This window comes from Roseovarius sp. CAU 1744 (genome assembly GCF_039839345.1).
Taxonomy (GTDB): domain Bacteria; phylum Pseudomonadota; class Alphaproteobacteria; order Rhodobacterales; family Rhodobacteraceae; genus Roseovarius.
On sequence record NZ_JBDOQV010000005.1, the window covers coordinates 35,866 to 53,474 of the forward strand.

Here is a 17,609-nt window from a genome sequence, read left to right on the forward strand (position 1 = left end):
TTCTCAGTGGCACAGGACACTGCGCCGCTCGACCCGATTCTTGCGGAATGTGAACGTCGGCCGCGGCCGGTCCCGTTCAGAACGGCACATCATCCGTGCTGCTGACGAACCGCGCCACGACCTTCTTGGTCCCGGCCTTTTCAAAAGCGATCTCCAGCTTGTCACCCTCGATCCCGATGATCTCTCCATAGCCGAATTTCTGGTGGAACACGCGCTCGCCCATGGTATGGCTGCTGACCGCCTGCGCGTCGATCACCTGATGACGGCTTTCGGCGGGCTGGGCCACGGGGCGCTGATGGGCGCGGGCCTGCAGCCGCTTCCAGCCCGGCGAGTTATAGACATTGGCCTCCGCCGCGCGTTCCTCGATCCCGCCGCTCATGCCCGCCGCGCCGTAACCACCGCCATAGAGCCCGGGCGGCGTCAGCACCTCGACATGATCCTCGGGCAACTCGTCGATGAAACGTGAGGGCATCGAGGATTGCCATTGCCCGAATACCCGCCGGTTGCCGGCAAAGCTGATCGTGCAGACCTCTTCGGCGCGGGTGATGCCGACATAGGCCAGCCGCCGCTCCTCCTCGACCCCTTTGAGGCCGTTTTCATCCATCGAGCGCTGCGAGGGAAACAGCCCGTCTTCCCAGCCCGGCAGGAACACCGCAGGGAATTCCAGCCCCTTGGCCGCGTGCAGGGTCATGATGCTGACCTTCTCACCCGCATCCTGGTTGTCATTGTCCATGATCAGGCTGACATGTTCGAGGAACCCCTGAAGGTTCTCGAACTGCTCCAGCGCCTTCACCAGTTCCTTGAGGTTCTCCAGCCGCCCCGGCGCCTCGGGTGTCTTGTCATTCTGCCACATCTCGGTATAGCCGCTTTCATCCAGGATGATCTCGGCCAGCTCCATATGCGTGATCTGCTTGTCGCCGGTCTTCCGGCCCCATCGTGTGAGGCCGTCGAGCAGCTTGGCCAGTTCCGTCGCGCCCTTGCCGGTCAGGCCCTTCTCGTCCAGCAGGATGCGCGCGCCGTCGATCAGGGGCACGCCATTGTCGCGCGCCGCGCGCTGGATCTTCTGTTGTGCCTTGTCGCCCAGGCCCCGCTTGGGCGTGTTCACGATGCGCTCGAACGCCAGATCGTCCGAGGGCGAAGTGACCAGCCGGAAATAGGCCATCGCATCGCGGATCTCCATCCGTTCATAGAATCGCGGCCCGCCGATGACGCGATAGGGCAATCCGATGGTCAGGAACCGGTCCTCGAACGCGCGCATCTGGTGGCTGGCGCGCACGAGGATCGCCATTTCGTTCAATGACATCGGCCGCAGTCCCCGCGTGCCGCTCTGCATCGCTTCGACCTCTTCGCCGATCCAGCGCGCCTCCTCCTCGCCGTCCCAATGGCCGATCAGGCGCACCTTCTCGCCCTCCTCGGCCTCGGTCCACAACTCCTTGCCCAACCGGCCCTTGTTGCCCGCGATCACCCCAGAGGCGGCGGCAAGAATATGCGGGGTCGAGCGGTAATTCTGCTCCAGCCGGACCACATGGGCACCCGGAAAATCCTTTTCAAACCGCAGGATATTGCCCACCTCGGCCCCGCGCCAGCCATAGATCGACTGGTCATCGTCGCCGACGCAGCAGATGTTCTTGTGCTTGCCCGCCAGCAGCCGCAGCCACAGGTACTGCGCCACGTTCGTATCCTGGTATTCGTCGACCAGGATGTAGCGGAACCAGTTCTGATATTGCGCCAGCACGTCGTCATGGGTCTGGAAGATCGTGACCATGTGCAGAAGCAGATCGCCGAAATCAACCGCGTTCAGTTCCTTCAGACGGGTTTGGTAGAGCTTGTAGAGCGCCGGCGCCTTGCCGTCATAGGCCCCGGCCTCGGATGCGGGCAGGTTATCCGGCGTCCAGGCGCGGTTTTTCCAGTTGTCGATGATGGCGGCCAGTGCCCGGGCGGGCCAGCGTCTGTCGTCGATGTTGGCCGCCGCCACCAGTTGCTTGAGCAGACGCAACTGGTCGTCCGTATCGAGAATGGTGAAGTTCGATTTGAGCTCCACCAGTTCCGCATGACGCCGCAGCAACTTGACGCAGATCGAATGGAAGGTGCCCAGCCAGGGCATCCCCTCGACCGCTTCGCCCAGCATCCGGCCCACGCGCTCCTTCATCTCGCGCGCGGCCTTGTTGGTGAAGGTGACGGCAAGAATTTCATTGGGCCGGGCGGTGCCGGTGTTCAGCAGGTGCACGATGCGCGTGGTCAGCGCCTTGGTCTTGCCCGTCCCCGCCCCCGCCAGCATCAGCACGGGACCGTCCAGCGTTTCGACCGCCTTGCGCTGCTCGGGGTTCAGACCGTCAAGATAGGGCATCGGGCGCGCCGCCATCGCGCGCGCCGCCAGCGAAGCGCCTTCGAAAGCGTCGGATTCGTCATAGCTGCTCATGGTCGCAACGATAGCGCGGGTTACAATCGAGTTAAAGCAAATGTTCGGGGATTGTTCCATATACGCCTCGCGGGTTTTCGGCGCCCATCTGTTCGGCTATGCAGGAGCCATGATCGAAGTGCTGCTTTATTCCCTTTTCGCCGGCGCGATGATCCCGCTGGGGGGGTGGCTGGCCCGCCGCGAAACGATCTCGCCCGAGTGGCTGCAGCGGGAGCTGCGTCACAGCATCATCGCGTTCGGCGCCGGTGCCCTGCTCAGCGCCGTCGCGCTGGTGCTGATCCCCGAAGGCATAGTAGAGCTGCCGGGGCTGTCGCCGCTGTTCTTCTTCGCTTTGGGCGCCGTCAGCATGGCGGCGCTGGACCTGTGGCTGGCGCGCCGCAAGGTCCAGCGGGCGCAATTGCTGGCGATGCTGAGCGATTTCGCCCCCGAGGCGCTGGCGATGGGCGCGCTGTTCGCCGCCAAGCCGAAATCCGCCCCGCTGCTGGCCCTTCTGATTGGCGTGCAGAACCTGCCCGAAGCTTTCAACGCCTATCGCGAAGCCGGGCCGGTGGACCGGACAAAGCCCGACCATCGGCTGCGCAGTTTTGCGCTGCTGGCGCTGGTCGGCCCTGTGGCGGCACTGACGGGCTACTACCTGCTCGCCGATCTGCCGGCGGTGACCGGCGCGATCATGTGTGCGGCGGCGGGGGGCATCCTCTTCCTGCTGTTCCAGGACATCGCGCCGCAGGTAGAGCTGGAACATCACATCGCGCCGCCGCTCAGCGCGATTGGCGGGTTTTCGGTCGGCGTGGCCGGTCACCTGATGATGGGCGGATAGGATCGTGGACCTGAACGCACGATTTCCCGCCCTGTCCGATCTGCGCCACCGCGCACGGCGCCGCATGCCGCGTTTCGTGTGGGAATTCCTGGACAGCGGCACCGGCTCGGAACAGACTCGCAATCGCAACCGGACGGCGCTGGACGCGCGGCTGTTGATGCCGTCGATCCTGCACGGGGAATTCGAACCCGATCTGTCGGTCGACTTGCTGGGCCACCGCCTGCCCCTGCCCTTCGGCATCGCGCCCGTGGGCATGTCCGGCCTGATCTGGCCGGATGCCGAACGTCATCTGGCGCGGGCCGCGGCCAGGGCCGACATCCCCTATACGCTGTCGACCGTCGCCAGCCAGGCGCCAGAGGATGTCGGCCCGGTGATCGGACGGCATGGCTGGTTCCAGATGTATCCGCCGCGCGACCCCGAGATCAGAACCGACATGCTGAACCGGGCCCGTGCGGCGGGGTTCAGGGTGCTGGTGCTGACGGTTGACGTGCCGGTCGCCTCGCGCCGGGAACGGCAGGTCCGGTCGGGCCTGACCACGCCGCCGCGCCTGACCCCGCGCCTGTTGGCGCAAATCGCCTGCCGTCCGGCCTGGACCCTGGGCATGGCGCGGATGGGGATGCCCAGAATGCGGATGATCGACAGTTACGCCGGGGATCTCAAGGGCCTGCCCTCGACCAGCCATGCGGGCTACATGCTGCGGACCTCGCCCGATATGGAGTACCTGCGATGGCTGCGCGAAGCCTGGGACGGGCCGATGGTGGTCAAGGGGGTGATGCGTGCCGCGGACGCACAAATGCTCGAGGCCGAGGGCATGGATGCGCTCTGGATCTCGAACCACGCCGGGCGGCAGTTCGATGCGGCCCCGGCCACGATCGACGTGATCGGGGACATCCGCGCGGCGACGAAACTGCCGCTCATTCTGGACGGCGGCATCGAAGGTGGCCTGGACATGTTGCGCGCCATCGCCCTGGGGGCCGATTTCGTGATGCTGGGGCGGGCCTGGCATTACGCCCTTGCCGCCCTTGGGAAAAGCGGCCCCGAACATCTGATCCATATCCTCCGGGCGGATCTGATCGCCAACATGGGTCAGCTGGGGGCAAGACGGCTGCGGGACATTCGCCGACAGCCGCCCGCCAGTGGGTAGGTCAAACCCACCCGGACAACATTATATTTGCCGCACAAGCCTTTGATAGAGAAGTTACTTTTAAAATGCCGATGGCCCCGTGCCGCTGCCCAATCGGGTAATTTCTGTCGCGAACGGGTTACCCGTTGCCGCTGGGGCATTGCACAAAGCTTGCGCAAATCTTACAAGGCGGCAGGGATGGCGCCGCAACGCAGAAAAACACTCGGGCGCAGCCCCATTCCGAACCGAGAATTTGCGACAGAGGGGATGGGCCAGTGGCAGAATTCAAGAAAATCCTGATTGCCAACCGGGGCGAGATTGCCATCCGCATCATGCGTGCCGCCAACGAAATGGGCAAGCGCACGGTCGCGGTCTTTGCCGAAGAGGACAAGCTGGGCCTGCACAGGTTCAAGGCGGACGAGGCCTATCGCATCGGCGAGGGCCTGGGGCCGGTCGCCGCCTATCTGTCGATTGACGAGATCATCCGCGTGGCCCGGGAATGCGGCGCCGATGCCATCCATCCCGGCTATGGCCTGCTGTCGGAAAACCCCGATTTCGTCGATGCCTGCGTGGCCAACGGCATCACCTTCATCGGGCCCAAGGCCGCGACGATGCGCGCCCTTGGTGACAAGGCCAGCGCCCGGCGCGTTGCGGTCGAGGCCGGCGTGCCGGTGATCCCCGCCACCGAGGTTCTGGGCGACGACATGGACGAGATCCGCCGCCAGGCGGACGAGATCGGCTATCCCTTCATGCTCAAGGCCAGCTGGGGCGGCGGCGGGCGCGGGATGCGCCCGATCATGAAGCCCGAGGAACTGGAAGAGAAAGTGCTGGAAGGCCGGCGCGAGGCCGAGGCCGCGTTCGGCAACGGCGAGGGCTATCTGGAAAAGATGATCCAGCGCGCCCGCCATGTCGAGGTGCAGATCCTGGGCGACAAGCATGGCAACATGTACCACCTCTATGAGCGCGACTGCTCGGTCCAGCGGCGCAACCAGAAGGTCGTTGAACGCGCGCCCGCCCCCTACCTGACCGACGAACAGCGCGCCGAGATCTGCGAACTGGGCTACAAGATCTGCAAGCATGTCGACTACGAATGTGCCGGTACGGTCGAGTTCCTGATGGATATGGAAAGCGGCCAGTTCTACTTCATCGAGGTGAACCCGCGCGTGCAGGTCGAACACACCGTCACCGAGGAAGTCACCGACATCGACATCGTGCAGGCCCAGATCCGCATCGCCGAGGGCAAGACCCTGGCCGAAGCCACCGGCAAGGCCTCGCAGGAGGATATCCGCCTGAACGGCCACGCCCTGCAGACCCGGATCACCACCGAGGACCCGCAGAACAATTTCATTCCCGATTACGGCCGCATCACCGCCTTTCGCGAGGCCACGGGCATGGGTATCCGGCTGGATGGCGGCACCGCCTATTCCGGCGGCGTGATCACGCGGTACTATGACAGCCTGCTGGTCAAGATCACCGCCCATGCGCAGACCCCTCAGGCGGCCATCGCCCGGATGGACCGCGCCCTGCGCGAATTCCGCATCCGCGGCGTGTCGACCAACATCGCCTTCGTCGAGAACCTGCTGAAGCACCCGACCTTCCTCAGCAACGAATACACCACCAAGTTCATCGACCAGACACCCGAGCTGTTCAATTTCGGCAAGCGCCGCGACCGCGGCACCAAGGTGCTGACCTATATCGCCGACATCACGGTCAACGGTCACCCCGAAACCCAGGGCCGTGCCGGGACCGGGGCGGATGTGAAACTGCCTAAACCCCCTGCCCTGCTGGGCGATCCGCCGGCCGGCACCAAGACGCTGCTGAACGAAAAAGGCGCCAAGGCGGTGGCCGACTGGATGCTGGCCGAAAAACGCCTGCTGTTGACCGACACGACCATGCGCGACGGGCATCAAAGCCTGCTGGCCACACGGATGCGGTCGATCGACATGGTCCGGGCCGCCCCGGCCTATGCCGCCAACCTGCCGCAGCTCTTCAGCGTTGAATGCTGGGGCGGCGCCACTTTCGACGTGGCCTATCGATTCCTGCAGGAATGCCCGTGGCAGCGGCTGCGCGATCTGCGCCGGGCCATGCCCAACCTGCTGACCCAGATGCTGCTGCGCGCCTCGAACGGCGTCGGCTACACCAACTATCCCGATAACGTGGTGCAGGAATTCGTCCGCCAGGCGGCAGAGACGGGGGTGGATGTATTCCGCGTCTTCGACAGCCTCAACTGGGTCGAGAACATGCGCGTGGCGATGGATGCGGTGAATGAAACCGGCCGCATCTGCGAGGGCACGATCTGCTATACCGGCGATATCCTGGACCCGGACCGCGCCAAGTATGACCTGAAATACTATGTCTCGATGGCCAAGGAGCTTCAGGCCGCCGGCGCCCATGTCCTGGGGCTGAAAGATATGGCGGGCCTGCTGAAACCCGCCGCCGCGCGGGTGCTGGTCAAGGCGCTCAAGGACGAGTTGGACATCCCGGTGCATTTCCACACCCATGACACCTCGGGCATTGCCGGTGCGACCATCCTGGCCGCCGCCGATGCGGGCGTCGATGCGGTGGATGCGGCGATGGACGCGTTTTCCGGCGGCACCAGCCAGCCCTGCCTGGGCTCGATCGTCGAGGCGCTGGCCCATACCGAGCGCGACACCGGCCTCGACATGGCCCGCATCCGCGAGATGTCGGATTACTGGGAACAGGTCCGTGCGCAGTATGTGGCGTTCGAGAGCGGCCTCGCCGCCCCGGCCTCCGAGGTCTACCTGCATGAAATGCCCGGCGGGCAGTTCACCAACCTCAAGGCGCAGGCGCGCTCTCTGGGGCTGGAGGAACGCTGGCCCGAGGTGGCGCGCACCTATGCCGACGTGAACCAGATGTTCGGCGATATCGTCAAGGTCACGCCCTCGTCAAAGGTCGTGGGCGACATGGCGCTGATGATGGTCAGCCAGAACCTGACCCGCGACGAGGTCGAGGATCCCAAGGTCGACGTGGCCTTCCCCGACTCGGTCGTCGACATGATGCGCGGCAATCTGGGCCAGCCGCCGGGCGGTTTCCCCGATCCGATCGTCGGCAAGGTGCTGAAGGGCGACAAGCCCAACACCGAACGTCCCGGCGCGCACCTGCCGCCGGTCGACCTGGAGGCCACCCGCACCGCCCTGAGCAAGGAGCTGGAGGGCAAGCCGGTGGATGACGAGGACCTGAACGGCTACCTGATGTATCCCAAGGTGTTCCTGGATTACATGGGCCGGCACCGCACCTATGGGCCGGTCCGCACCCTTCCCACGCGCACCTTCTTCTACGGGATGGAGCCAGGTGAGGAGATCAGCGTCGAGATCGACCCCGGCAAGATCCTCGAGATCCGCCTGCAAGCCGTGGGCGAAACCCAGGACGATGGCGAGGTGCGCGTGTTCTTCGAGCTGAACGGCCAGCCCCGCGTGATCCGGGTGCCGAACCGGCTGGTCAAGTCACAGACCGCGCAGCGGCCCAAGGCCGAGCCGGGCAACGCCAACCATGTGGGCGCCCCGATGCCCGGCGTGGTGGCCAGCGTGGCCGTGACCGCCGGGCAGGAAGTCAAGGCCGATGATCTGCTGCTGACCATCGAGGCGATGAAGATGGAAACCGGCATCTATGCCGAACGCGACGCCGTGGTCAAAGCGGTACACGTCCAGGCCAGCGGCCAGATCGACGCCAAGGATCTGCTGATCGAGCTGGAATAAACCACATCTGCGGCCCGGCCCCGACAAGAGCCGGGCACGGGCTATTTTCCGCACGCCCGATTTTCCCACTGGCGCGCGGGCGCGAATCTTCTAAGTCTTGCATCCGGTCCCTTTGGCGCAGGAAACGGACATGCAAAAGCTGCTGGTATTCACCGATATTCACATCGTTCCCGAGGGCGCGGATATCATCGGGCTGGACCCGATGGCGCGGTTCCGGCAGGGGCTGGATCACGCGCTTGCCAACCACCCCGATGCCACCCGCATCATCATCACCGGCGATCTGGCCCATCATGGCGCGCCCGCGGAATATGCCCGTCTGAAATCAGCGCTCGCGGGCTGCGCGTTGCCCGTATCTCTGTTGATCGGCAATCATGATAACCGAGCCGCATTCCGGGCAAGCTTTCCCGGCACCCCGGTTGATGAGGCCGGATTTGTCCAGTCCTATCTGGATATCGGGGGGTATCGGCTGGTATTTCTGGACACGGTCGACGAAACCGCCGCCATCGAACACAGCGGCGCGCTCTGCGCCACGAGACTGAACTGGCTGGCGCGGACGCTGACCTCAGCCGGTGATCGCAAGGCCATCATCTTCATGCATCACCCGCCGATCACCACAGGTTTCAACGCCATGGACCGTATCGTGCTGCGCAACCGGGCACAGTTCGCCGAGTTTCTGCAGGATCATGCAAATGTCTGCCAACTCGTCGCCGGTCATGTGCACCGCACCATCTCGGGCGCGGCAGGCAATATCCCGGCCGCCATCTTCAAGAGCCCATGCCACCAGATGCCAATGGCACTTTCGCACGAAGACGAGCACCTGTCCGTGGATGAACCCGGCGCTTATGGCTTGCTGTTGCTGACCGGGACGGGTGTTATCGTGCATACCGAGGATTTTGGCCTGCCCCCGCGCAACGCCACCAGCTACGCCAGCCCGAAGGAGAACGCGGCATGACACTTTCCATTACCCCGCTTTATGGCGGTCTCGTCGGGTTGCTTTTTGTCCTGCTGAGTGTGCGCGTGATCCTGCGCCGCCGCGCAGCCCGCATTTCGGTCGGGACCGGCGACGACAAGGATCTGCGCAAACGGATCCGCGCGCAGGCCAATTGCGCCGAATATGCGCCGATTGGCCTTATCCTGCTGGCAATGGCCGAATTGCAGGGGGCCCCGGGATGGGTGGTGCATCTGCTGGGGCTGATGTTGCTGGCCGGACGCCTGCTTCATGCTTATGGTTTTGGCTCCACACCCCAGGTCGTGCGGGCGCGCTGGATCGGCATGGCGCTGACCTTCCTCATGCTGATCGTGGCAGCGGCGGCCAATATCGGCCATTCAATTACGTAAGGAACGAGTCATATCATGTTGGAATTGCTTAATGATCCTGCCGTATGGGCATCTTTCCTGACGCTCACGATACTTGAGATCGTGCTGGGCGTGGACAATGTGATATTCATCTCGATCGCGGCGTCGAAACTGCCCGAACATCAGCGCGCCCGGGCGCGCTTTCTGGGGCTGATGGGGGCGCTGATCCTGCGTATCGGGCTGCTGTTTTCGATCGCCTGGATCGTCGGCCTGTCGAAACCGATTGCCACCGTGATGGGCTGGGAAATGTCCTGGCGCGACCTCATCCTGATCGCGGGCGGGCTGTTCCTGATCTACAAGGCGGCGACCGAGATTTTTGACGAGGTCGAGGGTGATCACCTGCACACCGCCGAAGAGCGCGTTGTCGAGGCCGTGTTCATGAGTGTGATCTTCCAGATCATGCTGCTGGATCTGGTCTTTTCGGTCGATTCCGTGATCACCGCCGTGGGTATTGCCGATCATCTGGAGGTGATGATCGCCGCCGTCTGCGTGGCCATCATGGTAATGATCGTGGCGGCCAACCCAATCGCCGATTTCGTGGAAAGCCATCCCAGCACCAAGATGCTGGCGCTGGCCTTTCTGGTCATGGTCGGCATGGCGCTGGTGGCGGATGGTTTCCACTATCACGTCGAACGCGGCTTCATCTACGCCGCGATGGTCTTTGGCGGCGCGGTCGAGACGCTGAACCTGCTGCGCCAGCGGCGGCGGCGCAAGCGCGTCTGAGCGTGGACTATTCGTTTCGGGGTGAATTTATTTGCCAGCGTGCTATTTTCTGCGATGACCAAGCGCCGTGATCGGCAGCCAGGGAGGAGCAAACATGTGTCGAATGTTCGCGGGACAAGACCCCGAGCGCTATGAATTGGAAACACGCAGGATGCGCCTGAATGGACAGAGCACCAGTATCCGGCTGGAAAAATCGTTCTGGGGCATTCTGGACGAGATCGCCGCAAACGAAGACCTGACGACGCCGGCATTCGTGTCGAAACTGCACGCGGAAGTGCTTGAGTTGCATGGCGAACCCAAGAACTTCACGTCGCTGCTGCGCTGCACCTGCCTGGTGCGCCTCGAGGCGGAGGAACGCGCCGAGGCGACGCAGATCGCCGCCGAATAGGCGCGGCTCAACAACGTAGTAACCGTTTACTACCCGCGCGTCGTCATCACGCGCTACGCTTCCTCAGACGCCAAACGATCTGGAGGAAGCGATGGCCAAAGCCATTCACAGCATGATTCGTGTCCTTGACGAGGCGCGGTCAGTCGATTTTTACCGCAGGGCTTTCGCGCTGGAGATCGCCGACCGGCTGGATTTCGAGAATTTCACGCTCGTCTATCTCAGCAATCCCGAAAGTGCGTTCGAATTGGAGCTGACCATCAACAAGGGTCAGTCGGACGCCTATGATCTGGGGAACGGCTATGGTCATTTCGCCGTGCTGGTCGAGGATCTGGCAAGCGAGCATGCGCGCTTCGAGGCAGAAGGGCTGAACCCGCGAAAAATCGTCGAATTTGCGCCGGACGGGGAACTGGTTGGCAAGTTCTTCTTTGTGACCGATCCGGACGGCTACGAGATCGAGGTGCTGCAGCGGGGCGGTCGCTTCAAGTGATGAAAAAAAACGGGAGGAAACGCAATGAACAGGATTAAGATGAAAGGGCTGACGCGGCGCGAGCTGCTGTCGCGCGGCGCCGCCGCCGGGACAAGCTTTGTCATAGGCGCCGGTTTCGTGGCGAGCACCGATGCCGCCTGGGCGACCGAGATGAACGCGCTGAAGCCCGATACGTTTGCGACGCTGGTGCAAATGGCGCGCGACATCTATCCGCATGATCATGTGGGCGACGAATATTATGTCGCCGCGGTCAAGGGCTATGACACCCCTGACAGTGCAGACGAGATTGAAGCCGGGATCGAGGCGCTAAACGCGGCGGCCCGGGCCAGCGGGCATGGCAGCTACCTGGATGTCGGCTGGGAACGTGACCGCGTGGATATCCTGCGCGGCATGGAAGACAGCGCGTTTTTCCAGAAGATCCGCGGCGGGCTGGTGACCGGCCTCTATAACCAGAAGGCGGTCTGGCCGCTGTTTGGCTACGAGGGCGAATCCTATTCCGAGGGCGGTTACATCGACCGCGGCTTTGACGACATCAACTGGCTTTGAGCCATAGCCAACGAGGAGGAAAAGACTATGGCTGCACCATTTGAGATGAGCGACGACAACGTGATTGTCGTGATCGGAACCGGCGCCGGTGGCGGCGTTCTGGCGAACGAGTTGGCACAACGCGGCGTGAGCGTCGTGGCGCTTGAGGCAGGCGGGCGTTACCTGCCCGAGGATTATGTCAACGACGAGTGGGAAAGCTTCGGCCAACTGGCCTGGCTTGACCCGCGCACCACATCCGGCGATTGGCGCGTCGCCAAGGACTTTTCCGGCCTGCCCGCCTGGATCGTCAAGGCCGTGGGCGGCACAACGACCCACTGGGCCGGCGCCTCCATCCGCTTTCAGGACCATGAGTGGAAGGCATTGACCAACTACGGCGAGGTAGAAGGCGCCAACCTGCTTGACTGGCCCATAGACGGGGCGGAAATGGCACCGTGGTATGATCTGGCAGAAAAGAAGCTGGGCGTCACCCGGACCAACAATTTTCCGGGCCTGCCGGGCAATAACAACTACAAGGTGTTCGAGGCCGGCGCCAAGAAGCTGGGCTACAAGGAGGTCCATACCGGGCGGATGGCGATCAATTCGGTCGATAACGATGGACGCCCGGCCTGCCAGCAGACCGGTTTCTGCTTCCAGGGTTGCAAATGGGGGGCCAAGTGGTCAGCCGCTTACACCGACATCCCCAATGGCGAGGCCACGGGCAATCTGGAGGTGCGCGAGCGCGCCCATGTGCTGAGGATCGAGCACGGCGAAGATGGTAAGGTCAACGGTGTCGTCTATGCCGATGCCGAGGGCAATGAGCACAAGCAGATGGCACGCGCCGTCTGCGTCGCGGGCAATTCGTTCGAGAGCCCCCGCATCCTGCTTAATTCGGCCACGTCGATGTATCCCGACGGCCTGGCCAACAGCTCGGGCCAGGTCGGGCGCAACTATATGCGCCACATGACCGGATCAGTCTACGCGGTCTTTGACGAGCCGGTTCGCTTCTGGCGCGGCACGACCATGGCCGGGATCATTCAGGACGAGTCGCGCCACGATCCGTCGCGCGGTTTCGTCGGCGGCTACGAGCTGGAAACGCTGGCGCTTGGCCTGCCGTTCATGGCCGCATTCCTCGACCCCGGTGCCTGGGGCCGCGAATTCACCACCGCATTGGACGGCTATGAAAACATGGCCGGCATGTGGATCGTGGGCGAGGACATGCCGCAGGAAAGCAACCGCGTAACGCTGAACATGGATGTGAAGGACCAGTTCGGCATGCCGGTCGCCAACGTGCATTTCGATGACCACCCGAACGACATCGCCATGCGCAACCACGCCTACAAGCAGGGCGCGGCGATCTATGACGCGGTGGGCGCCACGCGGACCTTTCCGACCCCGCCCTATCCGTCCACGCACAACCTTGGCACCAACCGGATGTCGGAAAACCCGGCCGATGGCGTGGTCAACGCAAACGGGCGAACCCATGACATCGAAAACCTGTTTGTCTCGGACGGGTCGGTCTTTACCACCGGTGCCGCGGAAAACCCGACGCTGACCATCGTGGCGCTTGCCATCCGTCAGGCGGATCACATCGCGGCAGAGCTTTCACGCGGCAATCTCTGAGCCTCCGCCCTGCTCAATCCGGACCGGCGCCCCCGGCGGGCGCCGGTTTTTTGTCAGGCCGCGCCCGATGGCAGATAGGGAATGCCGCCCGTGGCATCGCTATCGTCGATCACCACAAGACTGCTGACCGTGCCGCCCTGCCGGGCCTTGGCAAAGGGCGCATATTCGGGATCATCGGCAAAGGCCTGTGCCGCATCAACCGACGGAAACTCGATCAGCGCAATAACGTCCACGTCCAGCGCCGCCCCCTCCAGCGTTGTCACATTCGCGCTGCGGCTCAGGTACCGGCCCCCGTGCTTCTCCGCCAGGTCGTGCACCTTCGCGGCATAGTCCGGGATCCACGCATCATCGGTCACTTTCACTTGCGCAATCAGGTAAGCGGCCATCCTTCTCTCCCCCTTATTTGGTTTTGTACTGATCCAAGGCTACCGGTCGCTTCGCGGTAAAGCCATACGCAAACCCGCGCGCGGCCGGATCGCGCCCGATCATCGGCAAAAAAATTCCGCCGGGGATGCGATTTTCGCTTGCAGGGGGCGGCCATAGTTTATATCTGACGCCTCACCCAAGGATGCGGGTGTAGCTCAGGGGTAGAGCGTTACCTTGCCAAGGTAAATGTCGTGAGTTCGAATCTCATCACCCGCTCCAACAAAATTCAAAGACTTATTGGCATCGTATTCCCGTCGATTGACCGAAGAAGCGATGGCGTTCACACCAATCAGTGCGACCTAAATCTACCAAAAAACTGGCAAGGCCTCTGTGCGTTTCGAATCCTGGGGTCTTGGCAAACTGCTCGAAGCTGGCTTCGGCAGCGTCAGCTATATCCCTGAGTTACACCCGTAGAGGTGAAAAGCGGTGCCAAGTCCAAGGTGCCTACTTGAATGTCGTTACATGTCCAAACGACAATGCGGCCATTCCCGCCAAATAATGAACCGAGAGAAAACTGCCTGTAATTCTCAGGACAACTGTCGCCAGTACTCAGAACGTAAGAAGCCCTACGCGTTCAGGGATATCTCTTGCCAGTCAACGCGTAACACTCAGGGCCACGTGGCGACGTCAGGCGTCGGACTACTGGCTTCCGCCGCCTGACATATCGAAAATTGCGTATCCGATGTCAGCGCGAGGTTAAGATGCCCTCTATCGCTGACAATCCTCGTTCGATGTCGTCGACCACAACACGTTCCATCGCCGGGTCATCTGAGGAGAAATTTGCAATCCACTCGACGAGCAGATTTTCCCCGGGCTGAACCGACAACGTTGCCGTGAATTTCTCGATGGGCAACGAGGAACTGACGGTCTTGTAGGTGTAAGACAACCCTTCCTCTCGGGCGATGCGCTTTTGGGTCACTTCGTCCCCGGCGTCCGTTGTCAACACACGGACCAGTGACCCGTCCACGGCCTTCAACGAACACCTGGTCACATTGGGGTGCCAATCATCAATGTCGCAAAAGTCGCCTATCAGATTCCAAACCTTTGGCGTTGAGGACGGAAGTTCAAGGGATCTCTTGACCTCGAAATCCGCTGGCCACGCTGCTGTGGCGCACAGCAGGCTGGCGGCGATGACCGGGAATTTGGCAATGGATGTCATGGTGTTTCCTTTCCAAAAATGGAGAAGCAGGAGAATTTTCTTGCCTCACGGTGCGAGTCTTCGCAGGCTCATGGGGGCATGGAGGCAGTTGAAATGTCCGGAGAAAGCCCTGAAAAAGATCTGAATTCATCGGGCAGAGTTCCATTGGGGGACTTTGTGTTTTCAGTAGAGACCGGGGAATTGCTGGATCGGTCCGGGCACCCGGTTCATCTGCGTCATCAAAGTTCCGAAGTCCTTGCCTATCTCGTGGAGCGGATCGGCGAAACCGTTTCAAAGGACGATTTGTTCGAGAGTGTCTGGGCCAAGACGGCTGTCACTGACGACAGCCTTTCCCAGTGCATCGCTGACATCCGCAGGACACTGAATGATGCCGATCACAGGATTGTCCAAACGCTTCCCAAGAAGGGCTATCGACTGGTCACGGCCTCTCATTCTTCAGATGAGGTACAGCCGAAGCCCTCGCCGCCTGATGTCGCGCGCGTCGGTCGGCTGAGGCTTGCCGTTTTCGGCGTTATCGCAGTCGTCGTTCTGGCCCTTGGTGCATTCTGGGGGTTGGGGCGAAAGCAGCACGCGTCGCCGGAAGAACTGCCTTTGCCCTCCAAGCCATCGATTGCGGTGCTGGCATTTGAAGACCTCAGTGTCGGCTCCGATGCCAACTACCTCAGCGACGCCATCGCTGAGGGCATCATCGTGGATTTGTCCCGTTACTCCGAACTCTTCGTCATCGCGCGAAATTCGAGTTTCAGCTTTCGAGACAGTCCAACCGAAGTGTCAAAGATATCCCGTGCGCTCGGCGTGCGATACCTGCTGGAGGGCACTCAGCAAAAGAGCGGCGATCGGCTGCGCGTGACCGTTCAACTGATCGATGCCATCGAGGGCCGGAGCCTTTGGTCCCATGTCTACAACAGCGACCTTGGCGATGTTTTTGCGATGCAGGATGATATCGTGCAGAGGACCGTCGCGACGGTCGCGCAAAAGGTCATGAACTTCGAAGGCCAGAAAGCGATCAAGTCCGACGAAGCGAAATTGACCGCCCTGCTGCTGAATTGGAAAGCACGTCAGCATCTCTTTTCCTTCACTCCCGAGGGCAATGAAAAGGCCCGTCTGGCCAATCTGGCCGCTGTGGAGGCGGATCCGACGCAACCCTACGGGTATGTCGGGCTGACATTTGTTCATATCAACAGGTACCGCTGGGGATGGACGGACGAAGACCCGATCGTTGAACTGGATGCCGCACGGAGCTATGCGCGCAAGGCCGTCCAGGTCGCGCCCGAGTATTATGATGCGCATACGGCCATGGCGTACATGCACATTCAGGAAGGCGAGCTTGAAAAGTCGGTGGCGCGCTTTCGAAAGGCGCTGGAGCTCAATCCCAATGATACGAGCGCTATGGCCGCGCTGGCCGAAGCCTTGACCTATGGCGGCCGGGCAGAAGAGGCCGAAGAACTGATGCTGCGCGTCGTCCGTCTGGACCCGCTCCACCAGGACTGGATCAAATGGAACCTTGCATGGGTGCAATGGCACACGCGCAATTGCGACGATGCGCTGGAGACCATGAACGCCATGTCCGAGATACCTCCGATGGCGTATCGGGTGCTGGCGATCATCCAGATGTGCCGCGGCGATCGAAGTGAGGCGAATAAGGCAGTTGAGCAACTGATGAAATTCGACCCCGAGTACTCGCTCCGGGACGTTCTGCACAATTACGAAGGAAAATACGTCGTCGATTCGGATCTGGAGCGCGTTCTGAACGACCTGCGCGAAGCCGGTTTGCCAGAATAGGACGCGCCTTGGATGAAACCTCCAGATCCGGAAGGTCACTCAAAGTGACTTCTGCGGGACTTTGAGCTTGCCTGTTGAAGATGATTTCTTTTCTCATCGCCATGAACTGAGCGACGCAATCCTTTCCATGCCTTCGCGCGGGCGGCTTGGTACGATTTTGTGCAGGCCGCGAGGGAGACAACTCGAGACCCTGCTTTACTGTCAACAACACGAAGAAATCGCTGGTTGAGAAACAAGTCATTCGGCAGAAATTTGACGCGCTCTCCTCTGTGCATCGCGGTCTCATCAGCAAGTTTGCCAAAGACCGGTATTCGAGGTGTCATCGCACGGATCAATAGCTTTGGCTCCTCACTTGACACCGGCCCCGGTTGGGGGTGTTTCGGCAACGCCTGCACCACGCCGCGCCATGTGCCTCTTGGCGCGCGCCGCAAGGCTGATTATACACCCGCCTGACCACCCCAGCGGAGATGCGACATGCGCAGCGCCAAGATCACGCGAAAGACGGCTGAAACCGACATCACGGTCGAGATCGACCTCGATGGCTCGGGCGCCTATGATAACCAGACCGGCATCGGGTTTTTCGATCATATGCTGGATCAGCTGGCGCGCCATTCGCTGATCGACATGAAAATCCGCTGCAAGGGTGACACGCATATCGACGATCACCACAGCGTCGAGGATGTTGGGATCGCGCTTGGGCAGGCGCTGACGCAGGCCCTGGGCGACAAGACCGGCATCCGCCGCTATGGCGCCTGCCTTCTGCCGATGGATGACGCGCTGGTACGCGCGGCGCTGGACCTGTCGGGACGGCCCTACCTGGTGTGGAACGTCGATCTGCCGACCCCCAAGATCGGCAGTTTCGATTGCGAGCTGGTACGCGAGTTCTTCCAGGCGTTCAGCACCCATGGCGGGATCACCCTGCATGTGGACGGGCTGCATGGCATCAACAGCCACCACATCGCCGAGGCGGCATTCAAATCCGTGGCGCGGGCGCTGCGCGAGGCGGTCGAGACCGATCCGCGCAAATCCGATGCCATCCCGTCGACCAAGGGGGCGCTCTAGCCTGCC

15 protein-coding genes and 1 tRNA gene are annotated in these 17,609 nt (G+C 62.0%); 13 read left to right on the forward strand and 3 right to left on the reverse strand.

Going from position 1 to position 17,609, the window contains the following annotated elements; translation table 11 throughout:
- Positions 1-76: 76 nt before the first annotated feature.
- A complete protein-coding gene (locus AAFO92_RS11070) occupies positions 77-2,419 on the reverse strand; it encodes a UvrD-helicase domain-containing protein (RefSeq protein ID WP_347535018.1) in 2,343 nt (780 codons plus the stop codon).
- 109 nt (positions 2,420-2,528) lie between these two features.
- On the opposite strand from AAFO92_RS11070, the gene AAFO92_RS11075 reads away from it, so the two are divergent.
- The 10 genes from AAFO92_RS11075 (at position 2,529) to AAFO92_RS11120 (ending at position 13,174) form a co-directional block, all read left to right on the forward strand.
- The gene (locus AAFO92_RS11075) at positions 2,529-3,236 is read left to right on the forward strand and encodes a hypothetical protein (RefSeq protein ID WP_347535020.1); all 708 of its coding nucleotides are present in this window, start codon (positions 2,529-2,531) and stop codon (positions 3,234-3,236) included.
- A gap of 4 nt (positions 3,237-3,240) precedes the next feature.
- Positions 3,241-4,380, forward strand: a complete 1,140-nt coding sequence (locus AAFO92_RS11080) for an alpha-hydroxy acid oxidase (RefSeq protein ID WP_347535022.1) — start codon at positions 3,241-3,243, stop codon at positions 4,378-4,380.
- Positions 4,381-4,634: 254 nt separating this feature from the next.
- The gene (locus tag AAFO92_RS11085; RefSeq protein WP_347535024.1) at positions 4,635-8,075 is read left to right on the forward strand and encodes a pyruvate carboxylase; all 3,441 of its coding nucleotides are present in this window, start codon (positions 4,635-4,637) and stop codon (positions 8,073-8,075) included.
- 130 nt (positions 8,076-8,205) lie between these two features.
- Positions 8,206-9,027 (forward strand): phosphodiesterase, encoded by an 822-nt coding sequence (locus tag AAFO92_RS11090; RefSeq protein WP_347535026.1) that lies wholly within the window; start codon positions 8,206-8,208, stop codon positions 9,025-9,027.
- Entirely contained in the window at positions 9,024-9,413 is a 390-nt protein-coding gene (locus AAFO92_RS11095) for an MAPEG family protein (RefSeq protein WP_347535029.1), read from the forward strand. The genes AAFO92_RS11090 and AAFO92_RS11095 overlap by 4 nt, the downstream gene beginning before the upstream one ends.
- Before the next feature lie 15 nt (positions 9,414-9,428).
- On the forward strand, positions 9,429-10,154 hold the full coding sequence (locus tag AAFO92_RS11100; RefSeq protein WP_347535031.1) for a TerC family protein: 726 nt from the start codon (positions 9,429-9,431) through the stop codon (positions 10,152-10,154).
- 94 nt (positions 10,155-10,248) lie between these two features.
- Complete coding sequence (locus AAFO92_RS11105) at positions 10,249-10,542, forward strand: ribbon-helix-helix domain-containing protein (RefSeq protein WP_347535033.1); 294 nt, start codon at positions 10,249-10,251, stop codon at positions 10,540-10,542.
- A 91-nt stretch (positions 10,543-10,633) separates the two neighbouring features.
- On the forward strand, positions 10,634-11,029 hold the full coding sequence (locus tag AAFO92_RS11110; protein WP_347535035.1) for a VOC family protein: 396 nt from the start codon (positions 10,634-10,636) through the stop codon (positions 11,027-11,029).
- Between the two features lie 24 nt (positions 11,030-11,053).
- Positions 11,054-11,575: a Twin-arginine translocation pathway signal gene (locus AAFO92_RS11115; protein WP_347535037.1), complete on the forward strand. Its 522-nt coding sequence runs from the start codon at positions 11,054-11,056 to the stop codon at positions 11,573-11,575.
- Positions 11,576-11,602: 27 nt separating this feature from the next.
- Positions 11,603-13,174 (forward strand): GMC family oxidoreductase, encoded by a 1,572-nt coding sequence (locus AAFO92_RS11120; protein WP_347535039.1) that lies wholly within the window; start codon positions 11,603-11,605, stop codon positions 13,172-13,174.
- A 53-nt stretch (positions 13,175-13,227) separates the two neighbouring features.
- Here AAFO92_RS11120 and AAFO92_RS11125 read toward each other — a convergent pair whose 3' ends face one another.
- Positions 13,228-13,560 (reverse strand): DUF1330 domain-containing protein, encoded by a 333-nt coding sequence (locus tag AAFO92_RS11125; protein WP_347535041.1) that lies wholly within the window; start codon positions 13,558-13,560, stop codon positions 13,228-13,230.
- Positions 13,561-13,744: 184 nt separating this feature from the next.
- Here AAFO92_RS11125 and AAFO92_RS11130 point away from each other — a divergent pair.
- Positions 13,745-13,819 (forward strand) — tRNA-Gly (locus AAFO92_RS11130).
- Between the two features lie 466 nt (positions 13,820-14,285).
- On the opposite strand, the gene AAFO92_RS11135 is transcribed toward AAFO92_RS11130, so the two are convergent.
- Positions 14,286-14,759, reverse strand: a complete 474-nt coding sequence (locus AAFO92_RS11135; RefSeq protein ID WP_347535043.1) for an SRPBCC family protein — start codon at positions 14,757-14,759, stop codon at positions 14,286-14,288.
- A 93-nt stretch (positions 14,760-14,852) separates the two neighbouring features.
- On the opposite strand from AAFO92_RS11135, the gene AAFO92_RS11140 reads away from it, so the two are divergent.
- Entirely contained in the window at positions 14,853-16,541 is a 1,689-nt protein-coding gene (locus AAFO92_RS11140) for a winged helix-turn-helix domain-containing protein (RefSeq protein WP_347535045.1), read from the forward strand.
- A gap of 474 nt (positions 16,542-17,015) precedes the next feature.
- Complete coding sequence (hisB, locus tag AAFO92_RS11145) at positions 17,016-17,603, forward strand: imidazoleglycerol-phosphate dehydratase HisB (RefSeq protein WP_347535047.1); 588 nt, start codon at positions 17,016-17,018, stop codon at positions 17,601-17,603.
- Positions 17,604-17,609 lie beyond the last annotated feature (6 nt).

Coding starts and splice junctions, on each gene's coding strand:
- AAFO92_RS11140 (WP_347535045.1), top strand. CDS start 14,853: ATGTCCGGAGAAAGCCCTGAAAAAGATCTGAATTCATCGGGCAGAGTT.
- AAFO92_RS11135 (WP_347535043.1), bottom strand. CDS start 14,759: ATGACATCCATTGCCAAATTCCCGGTCATCGCCGCCAGCCTGCTGTGC.
- AAFO92_RS11120 (WP_347535039.1), top strand. CDS start 11,603: ATGGCTGCACCATTTGAGATGAGCGACGACAACGTGATTGTCGTGATC.
- AAFO92_RS11115 (WP_347535037.1), top strand. CDS start 11,054: ATGAACAGGATTAAGATGAAAGGGCTGACGCGGCGCGAGCTGCTGTCG.
- AAFO92_RS11090 (WP_347535026.1), top strand. CDS start 8,206: ATGCAAAAGCTGCTGGTATTCACCGATATTCACATCGTTCCCGAGGGC.
- AAFO92_RS11110 (WP_347535035.1), top strand. CDS start 10,634: ATGGCCAAAGCCATTCACAGCATGATTCGTGTCCTTGACGAGGCGCGG.
- hisB (WP_347535047.1), top strand. CDS start 17,016: ATGCGCAGCGCCAAGATCACGCGAAAGACGGCTGAAACCGACATCACG.
- AAFO92_RS11075 (WP_347535020.1), top strand. CDS start 2,529: ATGATCGAAGTGCTGCTTTATTCCCTTTTCGCCGGCGCGATGATCCCG.
- AAFO92_RS11125 (WP_347535041.1), bottom strand. CDS start 13,560: ATGGCCGCTTACCTGATTGCGCAAGTGAAAGTGACCGATGATGCGTGG.
- AAFO92_RS11105 (WP_347535033.1), top strand. CDS start 10,249: ATGTGTCGAATGTTCGCGGGACAAGACCCCGAGCGCTATGAATTGGAA.
- AAFO92_RS11100 (WP_347535031.1), top strand. CDS start 9,429: ATGTTGGAATTGCTTAATGATCCTGCCGTATGGGCATCTTTCCTGACG.
- AAFO92_RS11070 (WP_347535018.1), bottom strand. CDS start 2,419: ATGAGCAGCTATGACGAATCCGACGCTTTCGAAGGCGCTTCGCTGGCG.
- AAFO92_RS11095 (WP_347535029.1), top strand. CDS start 9,024: ATGACACTTTCCATTACCCCGCTTTATGGCGGTCTCGTCGGGTTGCTT.